General features: G+C 74.4%; 27 protein-coding genes. 14 read left to right on the forward strand and 13 right to left on the reverse strand.

Translation table 11 applies throughout. The features are described from left to right. Position 1 precedes the first annotated feature (1 nt). The 3 genes from BJ983_RS17635 to BJ983_RS17645 are packed head-to-tail and all read left to right on the forward strand — an operon-like array spanning position 2 to position 2,923. The gene (locus BJ983_RS17635; protein ID WP_179794988.1) at positions 2-778 is read left to right on the forward strand and encodes an enoyl-CoA hydratase/isomerase family protein; all 777 of its coding nucleotides are present in this window, start codon (positions 2-4) and stop codon (positions 776-778) included. Positions 779-782: 4 nt separating this feature from the next. Further along, positions 783-1,658, forward strand: coding sequence for an FAD binding domain-containing protein (locus tag BJ983_RS31760; RefSeq protein ID WP_179794989.1), 876 nt, complete (start codon positions 783-785; stop codon positions 1,656-1,658). After that, positions 1,655-2,923: a xanthine dehydrogenase family Fe-S subunit gene (locus tag BJ983_RS17645; RefSeq protein ID WP_179794990.1), complete on the forward strand. Its 1,269-nt coding sequence runs from the start codon at positions 1,655-1,657 to the stop codon at positions 2,921-2,923. Before BJ983_RS31760 ends, BJ983_RS17645 begins: the two co-directional genes overlap by 4 nt. A 27-nt stretch (positions 2,924-2,950) precedes the next feature. Here the strand turns inward: BJ983_RS17645 and BJ983_RS17650 are convergent, their stop codons facing one another. Continuing rightward, complete coding sequence (locus BJ983_RS17650; protein WP_179794991.1) at positions 2,951-3,247, reverse strand: putative quinol monooxygenase; 297 nt, start codon at positions 3,245-3,247, stop codon at positions 2,951-2,953. Positions 3,248-3,549: 302 nt separating this feature from the next. Between BJ983_RS17650 and BJ983_RS17655 the strand changes: the two genes are divergently transcribed. The 3 genes from BJ983_RS17655 (at position 3,550) to BJ983_RS17665 (ending at position 6,017) form a co-directional block, all read left to right on the forward strand. Then, positions 3,550-4,668, forward strand: a complete 1,119-nt coding sequence (locus BJ983_RS17655) for an epoxide hydrolase family protein (protein WP_179794992.1) — start codon at positions 3,550-3,552, stop codon at positions 4,666-4,668. Positions 4,669-4,794: 126 nt separating this feature from the next. Then, a complete protein-coding gene (locus BJ983_RS17660; RefSeq protein ID WP_179797944.1) occupies positions 4,795-5,328 on the forward strand; it encodes an MFS transporter in 534 nt (177 codons plus the stop codon). A gap of 128 nt (positions 5,329-5,456) precedes the next feature. After that, positions 5,457-6,017, forward strand: a complete 561-nt coding sequence (locus BJ983_RS17665; protein ID WP_179794993.1) for a hypothetical protein — start codon at positions 5,457-5,459, stop codon at positions 6,015-6,017. A gap of 12 nt (positions 6,018-6,029) precedes the next feature. Here the strand turns inward: BJ983_RS17665 and BJ983_RS17670 are convergent, their stop codons facing one another. Next, entirely contained in the window at positions 6,030-6,482 is a 453-nt protein-coding gene (locus BJ983_RS17670) for an ATP-binding protein (RefSeq protein ID WP_179794994.1), read from the reverse strand. Between the two features lie 54 nt (positions 6,483-6,536). Then, positions 6,537-7,859 carry a SpoIIE family protein phosphatase gene (locus BJ983_RS17675; protein WP_179794995.1) on the reverse strand — a complete coding sequence of 441 codons (1,323 nt, stop codon included), beginning with the start codon at positions 7,857-7,859 and terminating at the stop codon, positions 6,537-6,539. A 123-nt stretch (positions 7,860-7,982) separates the two neighbouring features. Here BJ983_RS17675 and BJ983_RS17680 point away from each other — a divergent pair, with 123 nt between their 5' ends. Then, entirely contained in the window at positions 7,983-8,516 is a 534-nt protein-coding gene (locus tag BJ983_RS17680) for a glutathione peroxidase (RefSeq protein ID WP_179794996.1), read from the forward strand. 148 nt (positions 8,517-8,664) lie between these two features. Continuing rightward, on the forward strand, positions 8,665-9,315 hold the full coding sequence (locus BJ983_RS17685) for a VTT domain-containing protein (RefSeq protein WP_179794997.1): 651 nt from the start codon (positions 8,665-8,667) through the stop codon (positions 9,313-9,315). 3 nt (positions 9,316-9,318) lie between these two features. On the opposite strand, the gene BJ983_RS32405 is transcribed toward BJ983_RS17685, so the two are convergent. Next, a complete protein-coding gene (locus BJ983_RS32405; RefSeq protein ID WP_218890327.1) occupies positions 9,319-9,957 on the reverse strand; it encodes a TRIC cation channel family protein in 639 nt (212 codons plus the stop codon). Positions 9,958-10,594: 637 nt separating this feature from the next. Here BJ983_RS32405 and BJ983_RS17695 point away from each other — a divergent pair. Further along, positions 10,595-13,516, forward strand: coding sequence for a BTAD domain-containing putative transcriptional regulator (locus tag BJ983_RS17695; protein WP_179794999.1), 2,922 nt, complete (start codon positions 10,595-10,597; stop codon positions 13,514-13,516). An 11-nt stretch (positions 13,517-13,527) separates the two neighbouring features. Here the strand turns inward: BJ983_RS17695 and BJ983_RS17700 are convergent, their stop codons facing one another. Then, positions 13,528-15,318, reverse strand: coding sequence for a CocE/NonD family hydrolase (locus tag BJ983_RS17700; RefSeq protein ID WP_179795000.1), 1,791 nt, complete (start codon positions 15,316-15,318; stop codon positions 13,528-13,530). 188 nt (positions 15,319-15,506) lie between these two features. Here BJ983_RS17700 and BJ983_RS17705 point away from each other — a divergent pair, with 188 nt between their 5' ends. After that, a complete protein-coding gene (locus BJ983_RS17705; protein WP_179795001.1) occupies positions 15,507-15,944 on the forward strand; it encodes a tautomerase family protein in 438 nt (145 codons plus the stop codon). 1 nt (position 15,945) lies between these two features. Then, positions 15,946-16,668 carry an aspartate/glutamate racemase family protein gene (locus BJ983_RS17710; protein WP_179795002.1) on the forward strand — a complete coding sequence of 241 codons (723 nt, stop codon included), beginning with the start codon at positions 15,946-15,948 and terminating at the stop codon, positions 16,666-16,668. Positions 16,669-16,714: 46 nt separating this feature from the next. On the opposite strand, the gene BJ983_RS17715 is transcribed toward BJ983_RS17710, so the two are convergent. The 3 genes from BJ983_RS17715 to BJ983_RS17725 all read right to left on the reverse strand — a co-directional run bounded on the left by BJ983_RS17715 (position 16,715) and on the right by BJ983_RS17725 (position 18,716). Next, the gene (locus BJ983_RS17715; protein ID WP_179795003.1) at positions 16,715-17,182 is read right to left on the reverse strand and encodes a hypothetical protein; all 468 of its coding nucleotides are present in this window, start codon (positions 17,180-17,182) and stop codon (positions 16,715-16,717) included. A gap of 84 nt (positions 17,183-17,266) precedes the next feature. Further along, positions 17,267-17,761 carry a DUF4232 domain-containing protein gene (locus tag BJ983_RS17720; RefSeq protein WP_179795004.1) on the reverse strand — a complete coding sequence of 165 codons (495 nt, stop codon included), beginning with the start codon at positions 17,759-17,761 and terminating at the stop codon, positions 17,267-17,269. 88 nt (positions 17,762-17,849) lie between these two features. Next, entirely contained in the window at positions 17,850-18,716 is an 867-nt protein-coding gene (locus tag BJ983_RS17725; protein WP_179795005.1) for an oxygenase MpaB family protein, read from the reverse strand. An 82-nt stretch (positions 18,717-18,798) separates the two neighbouring features. Between BJ983_RS17725 and BJ983_RS17730 the strand changes: the two genes are divergently transcribed. Then, a complete protein-coding gene (locus BJ983_RS17730) occupies positions 18,799-19,419 on the forward strand; it encodes a TetR/AcrR family transcriptional regulator (RefSeq protein WP_179795006.1) in 621 nt (206 codons plus the stop codon). A 22-nt stretch (positions 19,420-19,441) separates the two neighbouring features. Here the strand turns inward: BJ983_RS17730 and BJ983_RS17735 are convergent, their stop codons facing one another. Then, positions 19,442-21,358: a linalool dehydratase/isomerase domain-containing protein gene (locus BJ983_RS17735; protein ID WP_179795007.1), complete on the reverse strand. Its 1,917-nt coding sequence runs from the start codon at positions 21,356-21,358 to the stop codon at positions 19,442-19,444. Next, a complete protein-coding gene (locus tag BJ983_RS17740) occupies positions 21,355-21,498 on the reverse strand; it encodes a hypothetical protein (RefSeq protein WP_179795008.1) in 144 nt (47 codons plus the stop codon). The genes BJ983_RS17735 and BJ983_RS17740 overlap by 4 nt, the downstream gene beginning before the upstream one ends. Before the next feature lie 180 nt (positions 21,499-21,678). Here BJ983_RS17740 and BJ983_RS17745 point away from each other — a divergent pair, with 180 nt between their 5' ends. Next, the gene (locus tag BJ983_RS17745; RefSeq protein WP_179795009.1) at positions 21,679-22,455 is read left to right on the forward strand and encodes an IclR family transcriptional regulator domain-containing protein; all 777 of its coding nucleotides are present in this window, start codon (positions 21,679-21,681) and stop codon (positions 22,453-22,455) included. 11 nt (positions 22,456-22,466) lie between these two features. Here the strand turns inward: BJ983_RS17745 and BJ983_RS17750 are convergent, their stop codons facing one another. The 3 genes from BJ983_RS17750 to BJ983_RS17760 are packed head-to-tail and all read right to left on the reverse strand — an operon-like array spanning position 22,467 to position 25,113. Further along, positions 22,467-22,982, reverse strand: coding sequence for a LeuD/DmdB family oxidoreductase small subunit (locus tag BJ983_RS17750; protein WP_218890331.1), 516 nt, complete (start codon positions 22,980-22,982; stop codon positions 22,467-22,469). Further along, on the reverse strand, positions 22,979-24,238 hold the full coding sequence (locus BJ983_RS17755) for an aconitase/3-isopropylmalate dehydratase large subunit family protein (RefSeq protein ID WP_246326320.1): 1,260 nt from the start codon (positions 24,236-24,238) through the stop codon (positions 22,979-22,981). The genes BJ983_RS17750 and BJ983_RS17755 overlap by 4 nt, the downstream gene beginning before the upstream one ends. 17 nt (positions 24,239-24,255) lie before the next feature. Continuing rightward, positions 24,256-25,113 carry an isocitrate lyase/phosphoenolpyruvate mutase family protein gene (locus BJ983_RS17760; RefSeq protein ID WP_179795011.1) on the reverse strand — a complete coding sequence of 286 codons (858 nt, stop codon included), beginning with the start codon at positions 25,111-25,113 and terminating at the stop codon, positions 24,256-24,258. A 193-nt stretch (positions 25,114-25,306) separates the two neighbouring features. Here BJ983_RS17760 and BJ983_RS17765 point away from each other — a divergent pair, with 193 nt between their 5' ends. After that, the gene (locus BJ983_RS17765) at positions 25,307-26,431 is read left to right on the forward strand and encodes an LLM class flavin-dependent oxidoreductase (protein ID WP_179795012.1); all 1,125 of its coding nucleotides are present in this window, start codon (positions 25,307-25,309) and stop codon (positions 26,429-26,431) included. The last annotated feature ends 9 nt before the right edge of the window (positions 26,432-26,440 follow it).

Here is a 26,440-nt window from a genome sequence, read left to right on the forward strand (position 1 = left end):
CATGCCACTGACCGGCGGCGACGTCACCCTCGAGCGCGACGGCCACGTCGCCTACGTGACGCTCTCCCACGGCAGGTACACCGTCGTGACGATGGCGATGCGCCGGCTGGTGGCCGAGCGGTTCGCCGAGATCGACCGGGACCCCGAGGTGCGGGTCGTGGTCGTGCGCAGCGACGGCGAGCACTTCACCTCCGGGGGTGACATCGCCGGGTTCATGGAGGTCGACCCGATCGACCTCACCGACCTCGGGCACGACGTCACCGCCGCGGCCCGGAGCCCGAAGCCCGTCATCGCGGCGATCGACGGGTACTGCTTCGGCGTCGGTCTGGAGATGGTGCTCTCCTGCGACGTCCGGCTCGGCACGGTGCGCACCCAGCTGGCCCTGCCCGAGATGAACCTCGGCATGATCCCCGGCTCCGGCGGCACCCAGCGCCTCGCGCGGCTCGTCGGCCTCTCCCGGGCGAAGTTCCACATCATGTCGGCCACCCGGATCCAGGCCCAGCAGGCGCTGGACTGGGGGATCCTGTCCGGTGAGCTCCACGCCGACCGCGACGCCCTGGACGCGGCCGTCGACACGCTGGCGCAGAAGATGGCCGGCCTCTCCCCGGCGGCGCTGCGCACGGCGAAGGAGGTCCTCGACCGTGGTACCGACGGGCCCCTCTACACCGGGATCGAGCTGGAGCGGAAGGCCTACTCGATGCTGCGGGCCACCGAGGACTTCGCCGAGGGCGTGAAGGCGTTCGGCGAGAAGCGCGCCCCCGTCTTCACGGGGCGGTGACCCGGTGAAGGCAGCTCCGTTCGCCTACGTCCGGCCCCCGACCCTCGACGACGTGCTCGCCGAGCTCGCGGGCGGCGACGGCAAGGTCCTGGCCGGCGGCCAGTCCCTGGTCCCCGTGCTGGCGATGCGGCTCGGCCGGCCCGCCACCCTGGTCGACGTCACCGCCGTGCCCGAGCTCGGGGAGCACGGCCCGGACGGACGCTCCGGGTACCGGGTCGGGGCGAGCGTCCGGCAGCGGGTCGTGGAACACGACCCCGCCGCGCAGGACGTGCCCCTCGTGTCGATGGCCATGCCCTTCGTCGGGCACCGGGAACTGCGCAGCCGCGGCACGGTCTGCGGCAGCCTCGCCCACGCCGACCCGGCCGCGGAGCTGCCCGCCGTGGCCTGCTGCCTCGACGCGCAGGTCGAGGTGGCCGGGCCCGGCGGGACCCGCACCGTGGCCGCGCAGGAGTTCGTCACCGGGGCCATGTCCACGACGGCCGGGCCCGAGGACGTCGTCACCGCGGTCACCTTCCCGACGGCGGGTCCCGGCGACGGGTTCGGGTTCGCCGAGATCGCCCGCCGGCACGGCGACTTCGCCCTGGCCGGGGTGGTGTGCCGGGTGCACGTCACCGAGGCCGGGGCGGTGGACGCCGCCGCCCTGACCGGCTTCGGGATCTCCGACCGTGCGGTCACCCGCGACGTCACCGCGCTGCTCGCTGCGGGCGAGAGCGAGGACGACCTCCGGCCGGCCACCACCGAACTGGCCGCCGCGATCGTCGACACCGGCGGCGACACGCACGGCTCCACCGGGTACCGACGGCGGCTGTTCGCCGTCCTCGCCGCCCGTGAGCTGTCCCGGGCGCTGCACCGCGCCCGCGAGGGGAGGACCACGAGATGACCGCCGTGCCCGACTCGCCCGCCCGGCGGGACACCGGCTCCCGCCGGGTCCCGGCGCCCGCCGCCCGGATCGCGGCCCACGAGTCCGCCGAGGTGACCTTCACCGTCAACGGCACCGAGACCACCGTCGAGGTGTCGCCCCGGATGCACCTCGGCGACGTGCTGCGCGAGCGCCTGGGACTCACCGGCACCCACCTCGGCTGTGAGCACGGGGTGTGCGGCATGTGCACCGTGCTCCTCGACGGTGAGGCCGCCCGGGCCTGCCTCCTGTTCGCCGTGCAGTGCGAGGGCGCCGAGATCGTCACCGTGGAGGGACTCGGCACCCCCGACGACCAGCACCCGCTGCAGCAGGCGTTCTCCGCCCACCACGCCCTGCAGTGCGGCTTCTGCACCCCCGGCATGTTGATGAGCAGCTACGACCTGCTCGCCAACGCCCCGGAGGCCGCCGCCGAGAACCTGCCCGAGGCGATGTCGGGCGTGCTGTGCCGCTGCACCGGCTACCGGGGCATCCTCGCCGCGGTCTCCGACGTCGCCGAGTCCTACCCCGACGGCGTCCCGGAACCTCGCGGGTGCGCGCCCCGCATGCTGGTCGGCCGGACGTCGCCCGGTGCCGGCACAGCGGCCGAGGAGGCCGGGACGGCCGCCCCGCAGCTCACCGAGGTGCGGCTGCCCACCGGCCCGCCCTCGGCGGTCGTCGACGTGACCTCCCAGCTCGCCTCACCGGTGGACCGGGTCTGGGGCGTGCTCACCGACTTCGACCTCCTGGCGCGCTGCCTGCCCGGGGCCCAGCTCGTCGAGTCCTACGACGAGGACCGCCACCGCGGACGCGCCACCGTCGCGCTCGGCCCCGTGAAGCTCTCCTTCGAGGGCCTCGCCCAGGTCGTCGAGCGCGACCCGGACGCCCACCGGCTCCGGTTCCACGGTCAGGGCCGGGACACCGGTGGCAGCGCGACCGCCGCCGACGTCGTCCTCCACGCCTCGCCGACCGCCGACGGCGGCACCGAGCTCAGCGCGCACGCCGACGTGCACCTCTCGGGACGGGTCGCGCAGTTCGGTCGGGCGTTGGCCGGCGACGTGTCGCGCCGTCTGTTCGAGCAGTTCGCCGCGGGGGTGGACGAGGCCGCCGAGACCGGTTCGGTCTCCGAGGTCCCGCTCGGCCGCAGGCTGCGCCTCGCGGCCGGGGCCGCCCGCGACGCCGCGATCGGCGCCGTCCGCCGGACCGCGCACCGCCTCCGGGACCGCGCTCGGCGCGGGAGCACCGGATGACGACCGCGCCCGTCGTCGGGCCCGCTCTCACAGTTTCTCGGCCAGCACGTCGATCGCACGGACCTCGGGTGCCGATGCGAACAGCTCGTCGCTGCGCTCGCGCAGCGCCTGGCCCACCGCGCCGCCGAGGTGGGTGTCGCGTGCGGCCTCGTCGGGGAAGGCGTCGATGATCCCGAAGGTCGTGGAGCCGAAGCGCACCGCGAACCACGGGTAGGTGCCGGGCTCCGCCTCCACCAGGGGCAACGCGGACCGCAGGAACTCCTCGACCGCCTCCTCCTGGCCCGGCTTGGCCTCGAGCGTCACCAGCAGTGCCTTGGTCGCCATCGGTCGTCTCCCTCGCTCCGCGTCCGTGATCCGTCGTGGCCGCCGACGATGACGGAGGAGCCCGGGGCGCACCTCGGCCCGGCGAGCCGGGTTCGGGGGGACTCGCTCGGCCTTCCGGAGCAAGGTCGACACCACGTCCGTCGTCGCAGATCGACGCGGGCGGGTGGGACGTCGCCGGGGGCGTCGAGGTCGTCATGGCGCAGCTCCTGTGGTGGTCGCGGTCACTCCAGGACGCTAGGGACGCGGGCCCCGCGCCATCAGTGCACCAAGGTGGAGGTCGTCGCCCCGGAGAGGACCCGTCGATGGCCGAGCCGTTCGTCGTCCGCGTCACCGACGCCGAGATCACCGACCTGCGGGACCGGCTGCGCCGGACCCGGTGGCCCGAACCGGAGACCGTCGACGACTGGTCGCAGGGGGTGCCCGTGGCCTACGCCCGGGAGCTGTGCCGGGCCTGGGCCGAGGACTACGACTTCGGGTTCGCCGACCGCGTCAACGCCTTCCCGCAGTACCGCGACACCGTCGACGGCCTCGGGATCCACTACCTGCACGTCCGCTCCCCGGAACCCGACGCGTTCCCGCTGGTCCTCACCCACGGCTGGCCGGGCTCGGTCCTCGAGTTCCTCCACGTCCTGGGCCCGCTGACCGACCCCCGCGCCCACGGCGGCGACCCCGCCGACGCCTTCCACGTCGTCGCGCCCTCGCTGCCCGGCTACGGCTGGTCCGACAAGCTCACGACGACGGGCTGGGGCATCCCCCGGATCGCCCGCGCGTGGGACACGCTGATGGTGTCGCTGGGCTACGGCCGCTACGGCGCGCAGGGTGGCGACTGGGGCTCGGAGGTGACCGCCAACCTCGGCGAGGTCGCGCCCGAGCGGGTCGCCGGGGTGCACCTGAACATGGGCAGGGTCCCGCTCGGCACCTTCGCCGACCCCACCCCCACCGAACAGGCCGCCCTCGACGCCGCCGGCGAGCACGCCCGCACCGGACGCGGCTACTCCGGAATCCAGATGACCCGACCGCAGACCCTCGGCTACGGCCTCACCGACTCCCCCGCCGGCCAGGCCACCTGGATCGCCGAGAAGTACCGGGCCTGGACCGACCACGACGGCGACCACGAGACCGCCGTGTCCCGCCGGACGATCCTCGACGAGATCTCCGCGTACTGGTTCACCGCCTCGGCCACGTCGTCGGCGCGGCTGTACTGGGAGAGCTTCGCCGACGTCCGCGTGCCGGTCACCGCGCCGTCCGGGCTGTCGGTCTACCCGCGCGACATCGTCCGCCCCTCCCGCCGCGACGCCGAACAGCGGTTCACCGACCTGCGCTGGTACGCCGAGATGCCCCGCGGCGGCCACTTCGCCGCCCTCGAACAACCGCACTCCCTCGTCGACCAGATCCGCGGCTTCTTCCGCCTCGTCCGGTAGCCGCACCGGACCTTGACCTGGAGCGCGCTCGAACTCCTAGCGTCCCCGCCGTGAGCACTCCCCTGACCGTGGCCGCGGCGACCCCGTGACCTCCCCGCCGTACGGGCGAGGAGCGGACGCCCCGCCCTGGGCGTTCAGCGCCATGTCCCTGTCCCTGCTCGTGCTCGGGGCCGCGGCGGGGGTTCCGGCCCCCTCTACGTCGTCTACCAGCACCGCTACGGGATCACGCCGTCCGGCCTGACCGGGGCCTTCGCGATCTACATCGTGCCGCTGGCTGCGATGCTGCTGGTCTGCGGCCGCCTCTCCGACCACTGCGGGCGGCGCCCGGTCGCCGTCGTGGCGCTGCTCCTCGACGCGGTCGCCTGCGGGGTCTTCACGCAGGTGGACTCGACCGGGGTGCTCCTGCTCGCCCGCAGCATCATGGGTCTGGCCACCGGCCTGGGGCTGACCGCGATCGCCGCGTTCGTCGTCGACCTGGCGCCGTCCCGACGACAGGGCCTGGCCGGGGCGGTGACCGGGGCCGCGGCCCCGGGGGGGGGTCTCGCGACCGGCGCCCTCGTCTCCGGCGCCCTCGTCGCGACGCTCGCCCTGGTCAGTGCCACCGCGGCGCTGCTGCTGCGCCGACGCCGCATGACGACGGTCACACCCGCTCGGGCATGACGAACCCGGCGCCCACCACGTCGTACCGGAGAACCATCCGAACCGGCCGGGCCCGCTCGCGGGCACGACCCCGACCTCGTGCCCCGGTCGTCCCCGGCCGCCACCTCGACGGAGGTGAGCCGCCGCCCATGTCCCCCGACCTCGACACCCTGCGCCTGCGCGCCCTCGCCGTCCCCGGCGTGGCGCGCCTCGCCGACCACCACGACGGGCTCGGACGTCGTTCCGAGTCGCGGAGCGCACTGCGGGTGTTCGACGACCACGTCGACATCGACATCTTCCTGTCCGCCGGGCACGCCGTGACGGAGACGACGACGGCGTTGCGCTCCACCCTGGCCCCGCTCCTCGCGGGACGGGCGGTGCACATCACCGTGGTCGACATCGATACGGCGGGGGCGCTCCCGGCCGAGGCTACGGTGCTGCGGGACGGGGACGACCCCCGTCGCGCGGATCGGGCGCGGCTCGTCGCCCGCGCCGTCCTGGACGGGCTGGGGTCCCTGGAGGCCGACGGTCTCCCGGCCCGCGACCGGGACAGGGTCACCGCCGTCTGCCGGGTCCTGGACGCCTTCGACGTCGACCCCGTCTCCCGGCGCACCCTGCTCCGCCGACTGCGCGGAGTGCTCTCCCGGGCGCACGGTACGACGGGCCGGGTCCTCCTCGACCGCCTGGACGAGCTGGACGACCTGTCGTGACGCCGCCTCGGGTCACGGTCGGGCGTCCGCACCCCGCCCGTGGTGCACGAGACGGATCCGGGTGCCGCCGGGACCGGCCTCGACGGTGACGTCGTCGACGAGGGCACGCATCATCGCCAGCCCGCGGCCGCGGCGCCCCGGATCGGTCGGGGCCGACCGCCACCGTCCGTCGTCGACGACGTCGACCTCGAGCGCGTCGTCGTCGCCGGGCAGACGGTGCGCCGACAGCGTCATCGTCCCGGCGCCCGGCGCGGCCCCGTAGGCGTGGTCGCAGCAGTTCTCCAAGGCCTCCGAGGCCGCCGACACCACGTCGTCGACGGCGTCCCCGTCGAGGTGGTCGCCGCCCAGCCACGCGGCCAGGCGTCGCCGCAGCACGCGGACCTGGCTGCCCTGCGCGGCCGCCGAGACCACCAGCGGGTGTGGCCAGCGCGGGGCGGGACGGGCCTCGTCGTCGGGAATCGTCATCGTCCCGTCGGATGCCTGTCCCGACGGCGGCTCAACCGCCCCGTGCGGGCGACGTCACGTCCCCGAGGCGGTGGCACCACCGCGGTGGACGGCCCGGATCACCACCAGCACGGTGTCGTCGAGGACCGCCCCGTCGGCGTGGACGTCGACCGCGGCGAGCACGGCGTCCGCGGTCGCCGAGGCGTCCCCGGCAGGGTCGCTCGCCCGCACCGCCGCGAGCAGTCCCTCCACCTCGAACTCCCCGCCGCCGGCCGGCCGCGCCTCGGTGACGCCGTCGGTGAACAGCAACAGCCGGTCCCCCAGCCCGAGGATGACCGGCTCCACGGCGACCCGGGCCTCCGGCCGGATCCCCAGCGCCCGGCCACCCGCCGAGAGCGCGCTGACCGTCCCGTCCCGTCGCTGCAACACGGCCGGCGGGTGGCCCGCACTCGCGACGTCGACCTCGAGCCCGTCGTCCTCGCCCCGCGGCCGCATCGAGGCGTAGACGGCGGTGGCGAAACTCGGACGCTGGTCGAACCACACGTGCAGCACCCCGTGCAGGGCCGAGAGCACCGCGCCCGCGTCCTCGTCGGTGTGGCCCACCGCGCGCACGGTCGAGCGGGCCAGCGCGGTGGTGCGGGCGGCCCGCGGCCCCTTCCCGCAGACGTCCCCGACGACGGCGCCCCACCCGGCGGGAGTGGGGATCAGGTCGTAGAAGTCCCCGAGCACCGACCCGCCGGTCCCCGCGCGGAAGCGCGCGGCGACCTCCACGCCCGGGAAGTCCGGGAGGCGGGCGGGCAACAGGCTCTCGCGCAGGGTCGCGGCGTACTCCTCGACCTCCGCCGCGTGCGCCTCCGCCAGCTGCGCGAGCCGCTCGGAGTCGGCCGCGTGCCGGGTGGCCGCCAACCGCCCGGCCTCGGCGTCCGCCAACGCCGTCCGCAGGGCGACCTCGCCCGTCACGGCCTGCGCCAACGTCGTCAGGACCTCGCGTTCGTGGGGCGACCACCGACGCGGATCCACGTCGAGAGCGCCCAGCACACCGATCACGACCCCGGACGCGTCGTGCACCGGCAGCCCGGCCCACGCCCGGATGCCGCCGGCGACCGGTCTCCCGGGATCACCCGCGTCCTCGGTGAACACCGCGTCGCCGACGGCGAGGACCGCCTCGCAGAGGGCGCGACCGACGGCATCGTCCGTCGACGGGCGCCCGGACGCGGCCCCGTGCTCGTCCTGGCGGCTGCGGACGAGGACCCGTCCGTCCTCGACGAGCCAGAGCACCCCCGCGGCGGCGCCGGTGAGCGAGGCCGTCAGGCGGGCGAGCCGGGCGAGGGCCGCATCGGCGTCGGCGTCGAGCAGTCGTGCCCGTGTGATCGCGTTGCTGGAGGTACCTCCGCGCACGCCGCCCCTTCCCCGGACGCCGGCGACCTCGTCGCCGGACGTGTCGGGACGATCCTACGGAGCGCCGGGGACGGTGGCACACCGTTCACGGGGCAGCCGCCCGGCAGCGGCACACTGGGATCGGTGACCACCACCCACGACTTCAGCGTCTCGGACGCGACGGGCGAGACGACGTCCCTCGGGCAGTACGCCGGGCGGGTCCTGCTCATCGTCAACGTCGCGAGCAAGTGCGGACTGACCCCGCAGTACGAGGGCCTCGAGGCCCTCCACCACACCTACCACGAGCGTGGGCTGACGATCCTCGGCTTCCCCTGCAACCAGTTCATGGGCCAGGAGCCGGGCACCGACGCCGAGATCCAGGAGTTCTGCCGGGTCAGCTACGACGTCACCTTCCCCGTGCTCGCGAAGGTCGACGTGAACGGTCCCGACGCCGAGCCGCTCTTCGCCTTCCTGCGCGCCGAGGCGCCCGGGGACTTCGGCCCCGCCTACGGGGAGTTCCACGAGGCCATCAGTCGCCTGCAGCCCGACGTCGCACCCGGCGACGTCGCGTGGAACTTCACCAAGTTCCTCGTCGACCGCGACGGCGGGGTCGTCCGACGCTACGAGCCGCCGGTGCCGCCCGGGGACATCGCGGCGGACCTCGAGCAGCTGCTCTGACGCACGCCCGGCCTCTGCTCGGAGCGCGGTCCGGTCGGCGGTCGCGACCGACTGTCGGGCCCGATGGCGTCTACCGCACCATGGTCGCGGCCCGTTCGACCCGACCGGGCCCGCCGGCACCCGCCCGGATCGCGCCCAGGAGGACACCGTGGACGTCGAGCAGTGGCTGGCCCTCCCGCCCCTCGCGGTCTACCTGGTCGTCGGGGTCGTCGTCGGGGTCGAGAGCCTCGGCGTCCCGCTGCCGGGCGAGATCGTCCTAGTCGGCGCCGCCCTGCTGTCCTCCCGACCCGACCTGGGGATCTCGCCGGTCTGGGTCGCGCTCTCCGCGCTGATCGGTGCCGTGGTCGGGGACTCGATCGGCTACGCCCTCGGGCGCCGCTACGGCCGCACCCTGCTCGCCTGGCTCTCCCGCCGGTTCCCCCGCCACTTCGGACCCGCCCACCTCGCCATGGCCGAACGGGCCTTCGCCCGCTGGGGCATGCTCACCGTCGTCGTCGGCCGCTTCATCGCGATCCTGCGCATCTTCGCCGGGCCGCTCGCCGGCGTGCTGGGGATGCCCTACCGCCGGTTCCTCGCCGCGAACGTGCTCGGCGGGCTGCTCTGGACGGTCGGGACGACCACCGCGGTCTACTTCCTCGGCATCGTCGCGGAGCAGTGGCTCCAGCGCTTCTCCTACCTCGGACTGGCCGTCGCCCTCGTCGTCGGGCTCCTCGCCGCCCGTGTCGTCCGCCGACGGCTCACCGCGGCGCTCGCCGAGGACGGCGACCACCCGACGGGTCGGCCCGCGGCGGAGAGTTGAGAGTCATCCCGACGACGGGTCCGGGTGGCGGACCGGCATCGGGCCACTCCAGCCGCGGCGGATCGCGAGGACCCGCACGGCCGTGCAGAGCACGGCACCCGGGACCGCCGCGGCCGCGCCGGACCAGCCGATCACCGACGCGACGACCACCACCAGCGACCCGAGCAGGGCGGGGAACACGTAGATCTCCTGCGTCAACACGACCGGTTTGCGGTTCACCAGCACGTCGCGCAGCACGCCGCCCCCGATGCCCGTGAGCACGCCGAGCAGGACACCGGTCATGGGCGGGACCCCGAGGTGGACGGCCTTGAGGGCCCCGGCCACCGAGAAGAGCCCGAGCCACACGGCATCCGCGAGGTCGATGGCGCTCTCGACCCGGCTCAGCAGCGGGTGGAAGTGCTGCACGAGCAGGGCGGGCGCCAGCCCGGCCGTCAGGTAGCGCCAGTCGGTCAGGGCCGCCGGCGGGACGGCACCCAGGAGCACGTCCCGCGTCAGGGCGCCACCGATCCCCGTGACCAGGCCCAGCAGCAGGCACCCCATGTAGTGCATGCGGAACCGCACGGCGGTGAGCGCGCCGGCCGCCGCCCCGACGGCGATGCCGATGAGGTCGAGGAGCACCTGGACGGTCACGGTTCCGGGCACGCAGCACCTCCTATCGACGGGTGCCGGAGCCGGGTCACGGGGTCGGTGGTGCGCAGTACAGGCCGGGAGTGCATCTCGCCGGGTCGAACGGCGTCGTCGAGGTGGTCGGGCGGGGCGGCGCCGGCCGCGAACTCCCGGTAGGTGCGGACGTTCCCGAGCCGCGGCTCCGCTCCTCCTCGCGGCGGCGTTCCTCCTCCCCGGCGCTCCCTGTCGCACCGGCCGGCGCGCTGACCGAAGTCGGCGGAGGTGGCGGAGGTGGCGTGTCGTCGCCGCACGCGGAGAGGACGACGCCACTGAGCACCAGGCCGAGGACGAGGAGGGTGGTGTCGGGCAGGCGGAAACGCACGGCATCGCTCCGAGTCTCGCGGGTGGAGGTGCCCCGGCCGCTCCGGGACGCCGTCACGCTGGCACCGGAGCTGCCAACGAAGCTCCAACGCCCGCAACACCGACCAGCGGAATTGGAGCGCGGTTGGAGCCGGACACGAGACGGTGCGGTGCGACCGTCGACCCTCGGCCCGGCGGACGGAGCAGTGCGACGAGATCCGATTCCCCCGGTTCGCCGACGCCCTGACGGGCAGCGGTGTGCTGGACTTCATCACTTGTCCGGGTGTTCCGACCCCGAGTGCCGTGGGGAATCGTGAGATCCGACCGTGCCGAGGGGGCGCGCGTGCCGTCCAGTTCCGACCCCGTCGGGCCGGTTCCACTGTTCCGGGACCTCGGTGACCTGCGCGTCGAGGTCAACGGCCGCGAACGAGGTCCCGGGGGCCGTCGCCCCGCGGCCCTGCTGGCTGCCCTGCTCGTGCACGTGAACGAGCGGGTCCCGGTCGACCTCCTCAGTGCGGCCGTCTGGCCCGACGGCTCGCCCCGGTCCACCTCGACGCTGGAGTCGCACCTCTGGCGGCTCCGCCAGGTCCTCGAGCCCGCCCGCGAGCCCGGCCGGGCGTCGACCGTCCTGCGCACGGAGCCCGGCGGGTACCGCCTCGTCGTCGACACCGGCCAGGTCGACTCGCTGCTGTTCGCGGAGCTGGCGCGGGACACCGACCGCCGGCTCGCGGCCGGGCGGGCGGACGAGGCGGTCGCCCTGGCCCAGCGGGCCCGCGGCCTGTGGCGCGGACGTCCGTTCGCCGCGGTCGCCGACCAGCCCTGGGCCGCGCCGGCCGTCGCCCGCCTCGAGGGGCTGCACAGCCAGCTCGTCGAGCGCCACGTCGAGGCGCTGCTCGAGACCGGCCGGGCCGACAGCGCCCTCGTCGAGCTGGAGGCGGCGCTGTCCGAACACCCTCTCCGGGAACGGCTGTGGACCCAGCTGATGGTGGCCTCCTACCGGGCCGGACGGGTGGACGAGGCCCTCGCCGCGTACGTCCGGGCCCGGGCGATGCTGCGCGACGAGCTCGGCACGGAACCCGGCGAGGAGCTGCGGGAGACCCACCGCCGGGTGCTCGCCGCCGACCCGGCCCTCCGGGGCTCCCACCCACCGATCACGGTGATCCGGCCGGACGAGGAGCCGCTGCCGTCGCTGCCCCGGTGGACCACCAGTCTCGTCGGGCGGGGGGACGACATCGCGCGGGTGCTCGACCTGCTCCCGCGCGCCGGTCTGGTGACCCTGCGCGGTCCCGCTGGGGTGGGCAAGACCCGGCTCGCCGTCGAGGTCGCCCGGACGGCCGCCCCGGCGTTTCCCGACGGCGTCCGTTTCGTCGACCTCACCGGCGCCCGGGACGGGCGGCAGGTGGTCGACGCCGTCACCTCCGCGCTGGCGCTCGCGGCGTCACCGTCCGGGTCGGCGCTCGAGGCCCTCGCCGCCTTCCTCCGCGGTCGGGAGGTGCTGCTCGTGGTCGACGACTGCGAGCACGTCGTGGACGAGGTCGCCCGCGTCGCCGACGTCCTCGGTCGCGCGGCCCCGGCGGTGCGGCTGCTCGTGACGAGCCGCCAGCAGCTCGAGGTGGATCACGAGATCGTGGTGGACCTGGTGCCGCTCGCGGTCCCGGACGACGACGACCCCGGCGGCGCGGCGCTGGACCTCTTCCTGGACCGCTGGGGCGTCGAGGATCGCGCCGGGCTGACCGGGGCCGATCTCGCGCAGGTCCGCCGCGTGTGTCGTGCCGTGGACGGCGTCCCGCTCGCGCTCGAGCTCGCCGCCGCCCGGGCCAGGACCTTCAGCCTCGCCGAGGTCGCCGAGCAGAGCGAGCAGGACCCGAGTGCCCTGTCCGCGCTCGGCCGGCGCCGCCGCTCCGAGCGTTCGTCGGTGTTCGACGCGGTCGCCCGCAGCTACGACCTGCTCGAACCCGACGAGCAACGTCTGCACCGGGCGCTGTCGGTCCTGCCGGGGCCGTTCACGGTGGCCGCCGCCGCGGCGGTGGCCGGGAGCAGCGTGGGACGCGTGGCGGACCTGCTCGCCGACCTGGCGCACCGATCCCTGCTGTCGGCGCGGCGGACGCCCGCTCCCGGTCGCCCGACCACGTTCTCCCAGCTGACCATCGTGCGGGCCCACGGCGGTCGGGCGCTCGACGCGGCCGGGGAGAGCGCGGCGGTGCGCACCCGGCGGACCGCCTGGATCCTCGACCTGGTCGCCGACCACCCCCGGCTCGGCCACCCCACCGAGCGCGGGTGGTCCGACGCGATCGGCGACGACCTGCCGACCCTGCGGGCGGTGCTCCACGAGACGCTCGTGGAACGGCCGGCGGCGTCGGGCGTCCACGCCGTGGCGGGCCTCGGCACGATGTTCTGGTACCAGCGCGACGCGACCCTCGAGGGGCGGCGGTGGATCGAGCTCGCCGCCGAGGTGGCCGGCCGGGTCGACGGCGTGTCCACGTCGACGGGCGTCCGGATCGCGATCGACCTCGCCACCATCCGCGCGTTCGCGGGCCGCGCCGACCTGGCGTCGCCGGTGCGCGAACACGTCCTCGCGGAGCTGCCGCACCTCGACCTCGAGGGTGACGAGGCCGTCGTCACGGGGGACGCGGTCCTGCTGCTCGCGGCGTGCCTGGGCCTGGCGGGCGACCAGGAGCAGGCCCGGTCCGTTGAGGACGTCGCCGTCTCCATCGCCCGTCGCACCGGTGACCCGACGCTCGCCCTGCTCTGTCGCACCCGCGCGGTGTCGGGCGACGTCGGCCGCCGCGACCCGGAGGCCGTGTTCGACGACGCCGTGGCCGTCCACACCGACGCCGAGGCCGTCGACAACCGCTTCGCGGCCTGGATCGCCGCCGGGATCGCGCACATGGCCGCCCATGCCGCCGGTCGCGCCGACGTGGCGCTGCACTGGTCCGACGTCTGTCTGCTCGCCGTCCGGCGGACCGGGCGGCAGCACGCCCCGTTCCAGCTCGAGCTGCGGGCCAACACCCTCAGCCTGCTCGGACGGCACGCCGAGGCCCGGCGGCTCTACGACGCCGCCCGCGTCCACGTCGACCGGGCCGGGTTGCCGTGGCCGAGCATGCCCGGCACGGCACCGCTGCTGGCACGGACCTGGGCCGCGACCCCGGACGCGCTCGGACGTGCCGGCGACGACGACGCCTCCCTGGTCGTCCAGGATCTCCTTCGGGGTCTGGAGGGTCGGACGTCGGCCTGACCCTGCGGCGGTCACCCCCGCAGGATCGGGAGCAGGAGGGTCGACACGGGGTGCACCGTGGAGCGGGCCGAGCCGCCCGGGATCGCGTGCCGCATGCCCAGCGGCGCCGGCACGGACGGGTCCTGGTCGTCGCCGGCGACGACCAGCCGGAGCCGGTGGCCCGTCCGGAAACGGTGGGCGACGGGTACCAGCGGGATGCGGTAGCTGACCGGCTCCCCGGGCGGGACCGCCTCGGCGACACGGCACGGCAGCACCGGCGCTCCCGGCCTGCTCGCGGACTCGTCGACCGCGCGCAGGGCGGCGCGCAGGTGACCGGCGGTGACGTCCGAGACGCTCCCGTCCGGCGCGACGTCCTGCAGGACCACGATCCAGGCGGCGTCCAGGTCGGTGATCGTCGCGACGAGGTGGAGCTCGAGATCCCCGACGACGTCGTGGTGGTGGTCGAGCCGGGACGAGTCCCAGCTCAGCCACGGGGGCAGCGTGAGCGGGTGGACGTGGGGCGGGCGGCGGGTGTCCTCCGTGCGGCGCAGGAAGCTCCGGCCCTCCGCCCGCGCTCCCGTGGCGTCCCCGGCGTCCTGCTCGTCCTCGGGGGCGGCGAGGACCCCGGTCGGGCCGAGCCGCCACGGCGCGAGCACGGACCCCGGGGGCGGCCAGTCGTCGGCGGTCCGCCAGCCCTCCGCGCCGGCGAGCCAGTAGCGGATCGGCGGGCCGTCGGTGATCCCGGTGTCCCGGTCCTTGAGCCAGTGGTCGAACCAGGCGAGTGCCTCGACGTGCAGCGACTCCCAGGGCCAGCTCAGGCCCTGCGGGGGCAGCAGCCCCATCCTGACGTCGGGTCGGCCGCGCAGGGCCCGCCACGCCTCGAAGGTGCCGGGCAGGTGCATCGGCACGTTGTCCCAGTCGCAGCCCAGGTAGGTGGGCACGGTGATGGAGCCGAGGGCGGGCAGGACGCTGCGCTCGTCCCAGAAGGCGTCCCGCAGGGGGTGCTCGACGGCGGCCCGCTCCCACAGCCGGTCCCACGGCTCGGCGTCGTAGCGGCCCCGCAGGACCGAGCGCAGTGTCGCCAGCGCGGCCTCGCCGTGCGCATGGCCCGTGCGCTCGTGCAGGGCGGGGACGGCGAGCACCCGCCGTGCGAGGTCGAAGAGGGTTCCCCGCCAGAGCCCGGCGTCGTGATGGGCGGCCAGGGCCACGGCGAAGATCCAGGCGGAGATGAAGTCGGCGTTGAGCAACCCGTGGTGGCGGGTGACGCCGTAGAGGTCGGCCGAGAGCGCGACGGGGAAGATGGCCTGCAGGTGCGGCGGGTGCTCCACCGCGGCCCCGACCTGTGCGGCGGCGAAGTAGCTGATGCCGACCATGCCGACGCGTCCGTCGCACCACGGCTGGGCGGCCGCCCACTCGACGAGGTCGTGCAGATCGCGGCGTTCCTGGGAGTCGAACAGGCCGAACGTCCCGTCGGACTGCGCGGTGCCCCGCACGTTCGCGATGACGTGCACGTACCCGCGGGGCACGAAGAAGTCCGTGGCCCCTGCCTCGATGAACCCGCTCGGCGCTCCCAGGTCCTGGATCTGCCGCGGGTAGCAGGAGGCCGCGACCAGGGCCGGGAACTGCGCCGGACTCTCCGGCCGGTACACGTCGGCGAGCAGGTGGGCGCCGTCGCGCATCGTCGCGACGACGTCCCGGTCCGCGATCACCCGGAACTCCGGGACCGACAGGTCGCGGTACTCCCGCCCCGTCGTCTGCGGTCCGTTCAACCGTCGCGCGCCGGGCTCCGTCCCCGACCACGTCGCGTTCGCGTTCGCGTTCATCGTCGCTACCCCTCGCCGGCGTCCGACGTGCGCCGATCGACGCCCGCGCGGGGAGCGTGGACGGGCCCGTTCCCGGGCCGCGCCACGTCCGACCGGCCCGGCCCTTGGACCGCGGTTGGAGGTCGGGGCCCCACGGTTCTCCCCGACACGGACCCCACCGAGGGGGCCGGACGAGGAGAGGACCTCCGATGCCCGTCTACCAGATCACGACCAGCGGGATCGACCTGTCGCAGGAGCAGCGCGACACCCTGGCGCAGCAGATCACGAAGACCCACCACGACGTCACCGGGGCGCCCGACCCCTTCATCCGCGTCGTCTTCACCCCGATGCCGCTGGGCGTGATGTACACGGCCGGGAAGATCGAGCCGTCGCTCATCCTGTACGGGGCCTGCCGTGCCGGGCGCTCGGACCAGACCCGCAACGAGCTGCTGCACGCGCTCTACGACGTGCTGCAGAAGGTCGTGGACCTGCCGCCCGACCAGGTCGTGGTCGCCATCAGCGAGACGGAGAGCTCGTGGCTGATGGAGGGCGGACTGCAGCTGCCGCCACCCACCCACGACGCCGAGGTGGAGTGGATGCGGCAGCTCAACGAGCTCTTCCCCGGCAAGTACGCACAGTGGACCTGAGGTGCCCCACGCCGGCATCCTCGCGGCCAACCCCCACGGGGCCGCGCAGTGCTTCGTCACCTACTGCCGCCTCGGCGCCGAACGCCTCGGCGGCCACGTCTACCCCGACGTCACGTTGGACTACACCGGGTACGGCCACACCCTGAACGCCTGGCTCGCCGGGGACACGGTCACCGCGACCGGGAACCTCGCCCGCAACGTCGAGCACCTCGCCGCGGCGGGGGCCGAGTTCTTCGTGTGCCCGGACAACAACGTCCACCTCGCCCTCGACGTCATGGACGGGTTGGCGCTGCCCGGGCTGCACATCGCGGCGGCCGTCGCCGACGCCGCGACCGCCGCGGGCGCCCGACGCGTCGGTCTGCTCGGGTCCGGGTTCATCCTCGGCAGCGACCTCTACCCGCGGTGGCTCGGCGCCCGGGACATCGAGGTCGAGGTGCCCACCGGGGAGGACCGCGAGCGCCTGCACCGCGCGGTCCTCGAGGAGTTGCCCGGCGGTCGGGTCACCGAGGAGACGCGGGCCTGGTTCGTCGACCTCGTCGGCCGGCTCGCCGGGCGCGGCTGCGACGCGGTCGCCCTCGTCTCCACCGAGCTGTTCCCGCTGCTGTCGGCGGGGACGAGCCCGGTGCCCGTCATCGACTCGGCCACCGTGGTCGGCCACCGGATGCTCGAGATCGCCCTCGGCGACGTCCCGCTGCCCACCTGGCGAGGAGGCGCCGTGGCATGACGTCCCGGGAGGACACGACGGTGCGCGCACCGTCGGCGCCCTCCGGTCAGCCCGGCGAGGGCCCCGGGCCGGTCGTGGCGACGCGCGCGGTCCGGGCGCGGAGGACCTCACCGACCACGGCGCCGACGAGCCACCCCACGGGGCCACCGACCAGCGACAGTGACACCTGGCCGTCCTCACCCCGGGCGAGCAGCACCGTGGCCCCGTCGCCGAGAGAGGCCGGGGTGCCGTCCCGTCGGAGCACCTGGGTGACGTCGTCGCGCAGGGCGCGCAGCCGGGGCAGGTCGGGCTCCCGGAGCGCGGGGAGGTCAGGGGTCGGCGTCACGGTCGCCGAGGCCCACTCCTCGACGAGCCCGGCCAGCCACCCCTGCGCCACGTCGAGCCCGGACCCGAGGAGGTCGGGCTCGCGGGGTCGACCGGCGGCCCGGCTGTTCACGACGTCCTGGACCAGCGCGAGTCCGCCGGGCGCCGGCGTCAGCCCGTAGCGCGTGGTGGCGGTGACGGTCGTGGTCAAGCTCCCAACGTACGTGTCACTCCGTCCCGGGCCTCGGTCACCGTGGCGTTCGCGGCCGCGTCGTGACCGAGCCGATCGCGACGATCAGGACGCGCCGGGCTCCATCGTCTCGACGTGCAGCAGCAGGGCCTGCGCGCACGCGGTCTGCGGCGCCGCGACGAAGGCCGCGGCGGTGTCACCGGGCGGGTAGATCCGGAGCCCGCGCACCGTGGTCGGCACGCACGTGGCGTTGTCGTCGTTCCTGCTGTCGGTGATGCGGACGAGTGCGTGCGCGGACCGCCCGGGAGCGAGGTCCACCTCACCGGCGCGGGCACCGTCCTCGGCCGCGGCCGGACCGACCTGGTGACCGTCGTCCCCCGCCACGAAGGAGACGCCGGGGAAGCCGCGCAGCCGACAGGTCGTCGAGCCGGAGTTGGTGAACACGAGTGGAGTGATCGTCGAGCCGGCGGCACCCTCGGCCGCGCCGAGCCGGACGCCCAGCTGCCCCGTCGGGCAGTTGGGCCGCGTCGAGGCGTCCCCCGACGAGGATCCGTCGGACGAGGCGACCGCGGACGGTGCCGCGGAGGTCGACGCGGGCACGGCGACGGTGGTGGTCGAGACGGGGGCCGCTGGGGCGCCGGTCGCAACCACCGAGCAGCGTCAGGGCGAACCCGACCGCCCCGAGTGATCATGCGCTGCGGTATCCGACGTCGTCCGGGCCCGGCGCGCCGCCGTGCCGCGTCCCGAAGGTCCGCACGAGGGACCGCAGGCGCGGGACCGGTCGGACGGCGACGCCGTCGAGATAGGCCCGGCCGGCGGTCCGCACCGCCGCCGTCACCGCAGGTCGCGGACGCGGGAGCCCGTGCGTCGCGCGGAGGTTCTCCGGGCAGACCGCGGCGAGGATCTCCGGCCCGAGGTGGCGTACCGAGGTCGGCAGCACCCGGCGGGAGAAGTCCTCGACGAGCGCGTCGGCCACCGCCCGACCACCCTCGCTCGGGGCGAACTCCTGCTCCTCGTACCGGTGCATCCAGGCGCGGAGCTCCTCGCGGTCGTCCGGGATGTCCTCGAGGTGCTGGCGGACGGCCACCGCGCGCCAGAACCGCCACTGCCCCTCCAGCTCCACCCGGGAGAAGGGGCGGGCGCCGACCGCGGCGGCGATGTTCTCGGGGTCGAGCGCGAGGGTGCCGAGCGTGTAGAGCGAGTCGGTGTTGCGGATCGGGAAGTGCGCGTGGATCGCGTTGAGCCGCTCGATCCAGCGGATGCCCTCCGGGGAGTCGGGCCCGTGCTCGAGGAAGCGGCCGAAGAAGACGATCGTGTCGTCGTTGCGCGCCGCGGTGTCCGTGACGATGTCGCCGGTCCCCTTCCGCCACAGGATGCGACCCATGGTGGGCACGGCGACCTGCTTCATGAACGAGACCGTGAACATCGCGAGGACGAGCGCCCGATGGCCGTGCAGCGTCTCGAGGCTCGTCCGCGCGATCTCGGCGTAGTCCCGCTGCGGGTCGAGCGTCGCGAGCCGGTGGCGCTCCGCCGCGCCCAGGGTCCACCGCTGCACGGTCGCCTCCACCAAGTAGGAACTGTCTCGTGTCAACTTCGGACCCTGCTCCGGGTACGACCCCGTGTCAAGATGGCGACCGATGGCACGGGCTGTGACACGACCGCACCGCGGGGTGAGTGCGGTCGACCGGACGGCCGCCCGCCGGACCCGGCTGCTCGACGCCGCGCGTGACCTGATCGCCGACCAGGGCTCCACGAGCCTGTCCGTCGACGCCGTCTGCGGCCGGGCCGAGCTGACGAAGCGCTACTTCTACGAGAGCTTCACCGGCCTCGACGCCCTACTCACGGCCGTGTTCGACGAGGCGACCGGAGCGTTGCGGTCCGCGCTCGTCGCCGCCCTCGCCGACGCGCCGGCGCAGTTCGAGGGCCGCATCCGCGTGGTCGTCCGCTCGGTGCTGACCGCGCTCGCGTCGGACCGCGGCTGGTCGCGACTGTGGGCGGAGTCGCCCGCCCACCCCCTCCTGCGGCTCCGGCGGCACGCGGTGATCGACGAGTTCGTCGCGGCGCTCGCCGGCGAGCTCACCCCCGACCGCCGGCACGGACAGGACCCCGCGATCACCCTGCTCACCCTCGTCGCCGGGATCACCGAGGTGGTCGACCGCCGGGCGCTGCTCGACCTCCCGATCCACGACGACGCCCTGCTGGAGAGCCTGGTGGCCGTCGGCGTCGCGGCCTGCGCGCCGCTGCGCCCGGACGCCTGAGCCGACCCGACCGCACCCGTCGTCAGGACCGCGGGTGGAGCCGCACCTCCCGCCGGCCGTCGAGGTCGACCTCGAGCAGCGCCCGGCCCGCGGGGTCCGCGACGACCTCGTCGGCAGCCGCTCCCGCGACGGCGTAGCGCCGCCCGGGGACGAGTCGGTCGACGGCGAGCCCGGTGCGCACCGGGCCGGCGCCGGGGCGCAGCACCAGGTCGAGCCCGTCCCCGTCTGTGAGCGCCCGCGCCACCAGGACGTCGGGGTACGCCGCGTCCGCGAGCCTCGGCCCCGTCCGCCACGCCTCGGGCACCGCACCGTGACCCACCAGATCGCGCAGCGCGTGCGCGCGCCCGAAGCGTCCGAGCACGGCGTAGAAGTTCACCATCGGCGACACCCCGGCGTAGCGCCGCGCGCCGTGGCGCTCCTCAACGGTCTCCCGCTCGGCGAGCACCGCCGCGGCGGCGTCCGCCATCTCCCCGTCACCGACCTCCCGGGCGGCCATCGTGATCGCGACCTGCCCGAACGTGTCCCGGCCGAGCGTGTAGTAGCCCGGGTCGAACCGGTTGACCAGGCGGGTCGGCAGCGCCGGCCGACCGTCGCGCAGGGCGAGCTCCTGGCGCCGCACCAGCCACCAGGTGCGCTGGGCGAGGTCGGGGAACGCCGCGTGCGACCAGTAGGTCGTGTTCAGCGCGACCGACGTCCCCGCCCAGAAGTTCCACGACAGCCCGAGGTGCCGCGCCCGGACCCCGACGATGCGCCCGTCGGGACGGAGGAACTCGTGCTCGTAGGCGTGGTGCAGGCGCTCGCGGACGTCCTCGAACCACGCGGTGTCGTGCGCCCGGTCGTGGGCGAGGAGCGCGGTGGTGCCGAAGGCGTTGCAGACCGTGTAGACCCAGTTCGGCTCGCACGGGATCAGGGCGAGGTCCGACCGCGACATGCCGCCGTGGAGCTGCCGCGCGAGGGCTCCGAAGTCGTGCGCGTAGGCCTCCTCGTCGGACCAGCGGTAGGTCAGACCTCCGGGTCGGGAGTACCGGTCGTCGTTGAGCAGCTCGTAGAGACCGACCATCGTCCCGTGCCACCCGGTGAGCATGATGTTCTCGTCGGTGTCGAACGGGTCGCGGTTCGTCGAGAGGTTGCCCCAGAGGTTCTCGGTGCGCCAGTAACCCCAGACCTTGCGCAGCAGCATCTTCTCGATCGCGTGCCGCTGCGCCTCGGCGACGTAGCCCGAGAACGCCGGCGTCCGCGTGTACTGCGACATCGCGATGCCGTCGCCGAGCGCCGTCAGCTGGTAGCGCAGCGCTCCCTCCCGGTACTGCTCGAGCACCACGAGGCCCTCGAAGCCGTCGACCGGCTGCAGCGCGATGTCGAGGCTGTAGCGCAGGTGTGCGAGGTCCTCCGCCGAGCTCTCGACGACGGGGACGTCGCTCGCCAGGGCCGGGGGTCCGGAGATCGTGAAGCGGACGTCCGCGAGCTCACGGTTGATCTCCTGCCCCCGCCGCCGCTGCGCGGCGTGGCGCACCCGGTGCACGAGATGCGCCACCACGAGCGCGACCGCCACCGAGGCCGGGACGGCGACGCGGACCCCGGGCAGCACCCCGTCGTCGAGCGCGAGGGGCGCGAGACCCGCCGTCAGGAGCCAGACCGCGGGCGGCAGGACCACCGGCCCCGCGTACCACCACACCAGCAGCGACAGCAGGAACACGGCCGCCGAGACGACCGCGGGGACCGGGGCGCCGGCGGCCAGGAACCCGCCGCCCGGCACGACCAGGCCCAGCCCGAGCACGGTGAGGACCGGGCCCGCCCCGAGCCACCCGGGAAGCGAGCCGACCAGCCACACCACGCCATAGACCAGAAGGGCGCGCCGCATGCGCCGGGCCGTCACCGGCGGGAGGACCGCGACGGCGGGCAGCAGGACGGTGGCGGTCCGGTCGGTCGCGGTGCTCATCGCCCCGTCCCGACGACGGGTCCCGGCCGCCGGGCGGGCGACGCGAAGCCGACCTCCACCGACGCCGCGCCCGGGACCAGGCGACGCCAGGCGTCGCGCACGACGGCGACCACCAGACCGAGTGCCACACAGCACGCCACGACGGACCTCCTCACGATCTGACCGACACCATAGTTGATACGGTGTCGTGTCAACTACTGCGAGGTGGCCATGGCGGGCGGTGACCATTGCGGCGTGGTCGACGGTGCCGGCGGGCTCGAGGGTCTCGTCAGTGGAACCAGCGCTCACCCGCGGGACGCTCGACCTGCTAGTTTCACACTGTGAACGAGCAGGTGGAGGTCGAGGAGGGGAACGGCTCCGACGGCCGGATTCGCGGGGCGGAGACCGCCCGTCGCACGCTGCGCCTGCTGGAGGCCCTGGCGGCCCATCAGCCCGTCGGGCTCGACGAGGTGGCCGGGCTGGTCGGGCTGAACAAGTCGACGGCCTACCGGCTCCTGCGGGTCCTGCAGGAGGAGGGCTACTGCGAACGGCTCCCGCAGGGTGGCTACCGGTTGGGCGGCGCGGTCGCCTCGCTCGCGACGAGGACGACGGTGCCGGCGGCGAGGCTGGAGGCGATGCGGCCGGTGCTGCAGGAACTCGCCGAGAGCACGGCCGAGACCGTCACCGTGCATCGTCGGGCCGGCGACGTCGTGGTGCTGAGCCTCGGGGTGGAGAGCGAGCAGCACGTGCTGCGCCAGGTGGTGCGGATCGGGGAGACCACGCCCCTGACCCGGGGGTGTGCCGGGATCGCCATCCTCGCGTCGCTCCCGGCCGGGGACCGGGACGAGGTGGTCGAGCACGCGGGGTCCGAGGCGCGGGCGGTGCTGCGGACCCGGATCGCGGAGGCGCTCACCGACGGCTTCGCCGTCTCCCGGGCCGCCAACCACCCCGGCGTGCTCGGGATCGCGATGGCGGTCCCGGGGGCGGACGGGGCGGGCGCCGAGCTGAGCATCGCCGTCTCGGGCCCGGACAGCCGCTGGACCCGGGACCGGGCCGTGCAGCACGCCGAGCAGCTGCGTCGGTGCGCGCTACGCCTGGCCCACCTCAGCGGCGGGTAGCGAAGCACAGGTCAGCCCGCCGCCGCCTCGGCCGGCAGGTAGCCGTCCGCGACCAGCCGCGGCAGCAGGCCCCCGGCGGCGAGGATGTCGAGCACCAGCGCCGGCTGCGGCGCGGCGTCGATCCGCCGGTCCGCGACCCGGGCCCAGCCCTCGGCGAGGTCGACCGTGAGCTCGTCCCCCTCGGTGACGAGGTCGCGGATCCCCGGCACGGTCAGGGCGGGCATGCCGTTGTTGACGGCGTTGCGCAGGAAGAGCGAGTTGAACTCCTCCGCGATTAGGGCGGCGACCCCGAGGTGGCGCATCAGGGCGGCGACCGGGCGGCTGGAGCCGATCCCGAAGTTGCGCCCGGCCACCACGATGTCGCCCGGGGCGACCTCGTCGACCCACCCCGGACGCAGCGCGTAGAAGACGTGCCGGGCGGCCTCCGGGACGTCCAGCTTCATGGCATAGCCCGGATACATGGCGTCGGTGTCGACGCTGTCCCCGACGACCCAGGTCCGGCCGGTGATCGTCCAACGGTCGCTCATGCGGAGTACTCCCGGTCCAGGAGGGTGCGGGGGTCCACGGGACGCCCGACGACGGCGGAGGCGGCGACGGTGGCGCTCGAGCCCATGTAGATCTCGGCATCGGGGCTGCCCATCCGACCCCGGAAGTTGCGGGTCGACGCGGTCAGGCAGACCTCGCCCGCGCCGAGCAGCCCCATGTGGTAGCCGAAGCAGGCGCCGCAGGTGGAGTTGGTGACGACCGCCCCGGCGTCGACGAGGGTCCCGAGGTAGCCCAGCCGCAGGGCGTCGCGGTAGACCTGCTGCGAGGCGGGCGTGACGATGAGGCGGACACCCTCGGCGACGGTGCGCCCCTCGAGGATCTCGGCGGCGACCCGGAGGTCGTCGAGCTGGCCGTTGGCACACGACCCGATGAAGCACTGGTCGAGGCGGCGGGTCTCGATCTGCGAGATCGGCACGGCGTTGCCGCTGACCGATCCGGGCCGGGCGACGTGCGGCTCCAGCGTGGAGAGGTCGACGGTGCGGACCGCGGCGTAGGTCGCGCCGGGATCGGGATCAGCGGGCTCGTACTCCCCCGGATCCGCGCCGTGCTCGGCGAGGAAGCGTCGGCAGACCTCGTCCGCGGGGAAGGTCGCGAAGTCCGCGGAGATCTCCGCGGCCTGGGTGGCGATCGTGCGCCGCTCGTTCATCGGCACGCTCGCCAGCCCGTCCCCGCCGAACTCGAGGTTGTGGTTGGTGGCGTCGCCCCAGGTCCCGGCGATGTGCAGGAAGACGTCCTTGCCGCCGACCCCGGACGGGAGTTCACCGACGAGCTCGTAGCGGATCGTGGGCCCCACGGTGAACCAGGTCCGGCCCGTGCACAGGACCGCGAGCACCTCGGCGGGCCCGATCCCGCGGGCCGCGGTGTTGTATGCCCCGGCCGCGCAGGTGTGGGAGTCCGTGCACGTCAGCACCTGCCCGGGCCGGGCCAGCGCGTTCTCCGCGATCACCTGGTGGCAGATGCCGTGGCGTCCGACGTCGAAGAACCGGCTGATGCCGAAGTCGCGGGCGAACCGTCGGGCCCGGGGACCGCCCTCGGCGTCCCGGATCGTCGGGGCGGGCACGGCGTGGTCGAGCACGATCGCCGTCCGCTCCGGGTCCGCGATCCTCAGCGGGGTGACCCAGCGGGGGAACTGCAGGTCGATCAGGACGTTCATGTCCACCTCGGCGACGACGGTGTCGCCGGCGTGGACCTCCTCGAGCCCGGCGCTCCGGGCGAGGATCTTCTCGATCATGGTCATCGGCACGGTCGTGCTCCTCAGCTGTAGCGCTTGTCCAGGTCGAGCCATGCGTCGAGGCCGACCAGACGGAAGAGGTGAGCAGGCCCGCCCACCCGCGACCCGACGGCGCCTCCCATCCCGGCGAGGGCAGCACCGGCGGCCTCGGCGACGGGACCGAGCAGGGCACCCGGGTAGATCGCGGCGGCGAAGCCGAGCCGCTCGAGCTCCGCGTCGTCGAGCACGGGCGTGAGCCCGCCGGGCACGACGTTGAACACCAACGGCACCCCGGACGCCCGGCCGACCTCGTCGGCGAGCCGTTCGATCTCGGCCTGCGTGCGCGGAGCCTCGACGAACACCGCGTCGGCGCCCTCGGCGGCGTACCGGCGCGCCCGTGCGATGGCCTCGTCGATCCCCAGCGGGCCGTTGGCGTCGGTCCGGGCGACGACGACGATGTCGTCCTCACGGTTCTCCAGCGCGGCCGCGAGCTTCGGCAGGTACTCGTCGACCGGGATGACCTCCTTGTCGGCGAGGTGCCCGCAGCGCTTCGGGAACGCCTGGTCCTCCAGGTGCAGCGCCGCGACGCCGGCCTGCTCATAGGCACGGACGGTGCGCACGACGTGCATCGGGTTGCCGTAGCCGGTGTCGGCGTCCGCGATCAGCGGCAGATCCGTGGCCCTCGCGAGCATGCCCACCCGTTCGACCATCTCGGTGGCGGTGAGCAGCCCGACGTCGGGCAGTCCGAAGCCGGAGGCGGCGATCCCGGCTCCCGTGGCGTAGGCGGCCCGGAACCCCGCGCGGCGCACGAGGTGGGCGCTGATCCCGTCGAAGACGCCCGGGGCGCGCAACAACCCGGGCTCACGCAGCAGTCGACGGAAGGTGGCGGACCGCGTACTCACGCTCGAACCTCCGGTGCCTCGTCGAGGGCGTGCCGGCCGCGGCAGAGCCGGGGCCTCGTCCCTCGTACCGCCCCAGCTTCACACGGGGCGTTCACAAAATACAACTGGTTGTATTCTGTGAAGACACCCGCGTACGGTCCTCCCACTGCTGGGACCGCGGTCACAGCGACGCCACCGCGTGGAGAGGAGCGACATGTCGACGACGACGGCCGAGGCCGAACCGACCGCCACGGAGCACGGGAACCTGCGTGACTCGTCGAGCGCGCTGAAGCTGGGGGTGTTCTCGTTCAACGTCTCCGGCGGACTGAACCCCAGCACCCGGCCGCGCAGGTACCACGTGGGGTGGGAGCACACCTCCGCGATCGCGCGCCGGGCGGAGGACATGGGCTTCGAGTTCGTGCTGCCGGTCGCGAAGTGGCGGGGTTACGGCGGGGAGACCGACTTCTACGGCGAGTCCTACGAGACGCTCACGTGGGCGGCCGGGATCGCCGCGCAGACCAGTCGCATCACGGTCGGCGCCACCGTGCACACCCCGGTCATCCACCCCACCTTCGTCGCGAAGGCCGGTGCGACCGTCGACGCCATCTCCGACGGACGCCTCGCCCTCAACGTCGTCATGGGCTGGTACCCGCTCGAGATCGGCCAGTTCGGCCTGACGCCCGCCGATCACGACATCCGCTACGAGCACGGGGACGAGTGGGTCACCCTGCTCAAGCGGTTGTGGCAGGAGGACGAGCCCTTCGACTTCGACGGCCGCTGGAGCTCGGCGTGGTCGGCCCTCTCGAAACCCAAGCCGATCCGGCGTCCGCTCCTCATGAACGCAGGCACCTCACCCGCCGGGGTCGACTTCACGGCACGGCAGTGCGACGTCACCCTTGCCAGCCGCAACGCGCTCGAGGGCGCGGACGCCTTCGTCGCGGGCATCAAGTCGACGGCACGGGAGAAGTACGCCCGCGACCTCCAGGTCATCAACGTCGCGCACGTGATCTGCGCGGACACCGAGGCCGAGGCGTGGCGCAAGCGGGACCTGCTGCTCGAGAGCGGTGACCAGGTGGCCACCGACAACTTCATGCGCTCGCTCGGGATCGGGAGCCAGTCCTTCGAGGAGACGCTGAAGCTCTACCGCGAGTACTTCTACACCAGCGGCGCCGCCCTCCCGCTGATCGGGACGCCCGAGCAGATCGCCGAGCAGATGGTGGCCGCGTCGACGGCCGGGTTCGACGGACTCGCGCTCGGTTTCTTCGACTTCCTCGACGAGATGGCCGCATTCGACGAACAGGTCATGCCGCTGTTGCGCGAGGCCGGCATCCACTCCTGAGGAAGGACG

Origin of the sequence: Actinomycetospora corticicola (genome assembly GCF_013409505.1) — a bacterium.
Taxonomy (GTDB): domain Bacteria; phylum Actinomycetota; class Actinomycetes; order Mycobacteriales; family Pseudonocardiaceae; genus Actinomycetospora; species Actinomycetospora corticicola.

Bases quoted from the DNA above. Each gene is read 5' to 3' on its own strand.
- BJ983_RS17635 (WP_179794988.1), top strand. From the start codon at position 2: ATGCCACTGACCGGCGGCGACGTCACCCTCGAGCGCGACGGCCACGTC.
- BJ983_RS17645 (WP_179794990.1), top strand. From the start codon at position 1,655: ATGACCGCCGTGCCCGACTCGCCCGCCCGGCGGGACACCGGCTCCCGC.
- BJ983_RS17650 (WP_179794991.1), bottom strand. From the start codon at position 3,247: ATGGCGACCAAGGCACTGCTGGTGACGCTCGAGGCCAAGCCGGGCCAG.
- BJ983_RS17655 (WP_179794992.1), top strand. From the start codon at position 3,550: ATGGCCGAGCCGTTCGTCGTCCGCGTCACCGACGCCGAGATCACCGAC.
- BJ983_RS17665 (WP_179794993.1), top strand. From the start codon at position 5,457: ATGTCCCCCGACCTCGACACCCTGCGCCTGCGCGCCCTCGCCGTCCCC.
- BJ983_RS17670 (WP_179794994.1), bottom strand. From the start codon at position 6,482: ATGACGATTCCCGACGACGAGGCCCGTCCCGCCCCGCGCTGGCCACAC.
- BJ983_RS17700 (WP_179795000.1), bottom strand. From the start codon at position 15,318: ATGAACGCGAACGCGAACGCGACGTGGTCGGGGACGGAGCCCGGCGCG.
- BJ983_RS17705 (WP_179795001.1), top strand. From the start codon at position 15,507: ATGCCCGTCTACCAGATCACGACCAGCGGGATCGACCTGTCGCAGGAG.
- BJ983_RS17730 (WP_179795006.1), top strand. From the start codon at position 18,799: ATGGCACGGGCTGTGACACGACCGCACCGCGGGGTGAGTGCGGTCGAC.
- BJ983_RS17735 (WP_179795007.1), bottom strand. From the start codon at position 21,358: ATGAGCACCGCGACCGACCGGACCGCCACCGTCCTGCTGCCCGCCGTC.
- BJ983_RS17750 (WP_218890331.1), bottom strand. From the start codon at position 22,982: ATGAGCGACCGTTGGACGATCACCGGCCGGACCTGGGTCGTCGGGGAC.
- BJ983_RS17755 (WP_246326320.1), bottom strand. From the start codon at position 24,238: ATGACCATGATCGAGAAGATCCTCGCCCGGAGCGCCGGGCTCGAGGAG.
- BJ983_RS17765 (WP_179795012.1), top strand. From the start codon at position 25,307: ATGTCGACGACGACGGCCGAGGCCGAACCGACCGCCACGGAGCACGGG.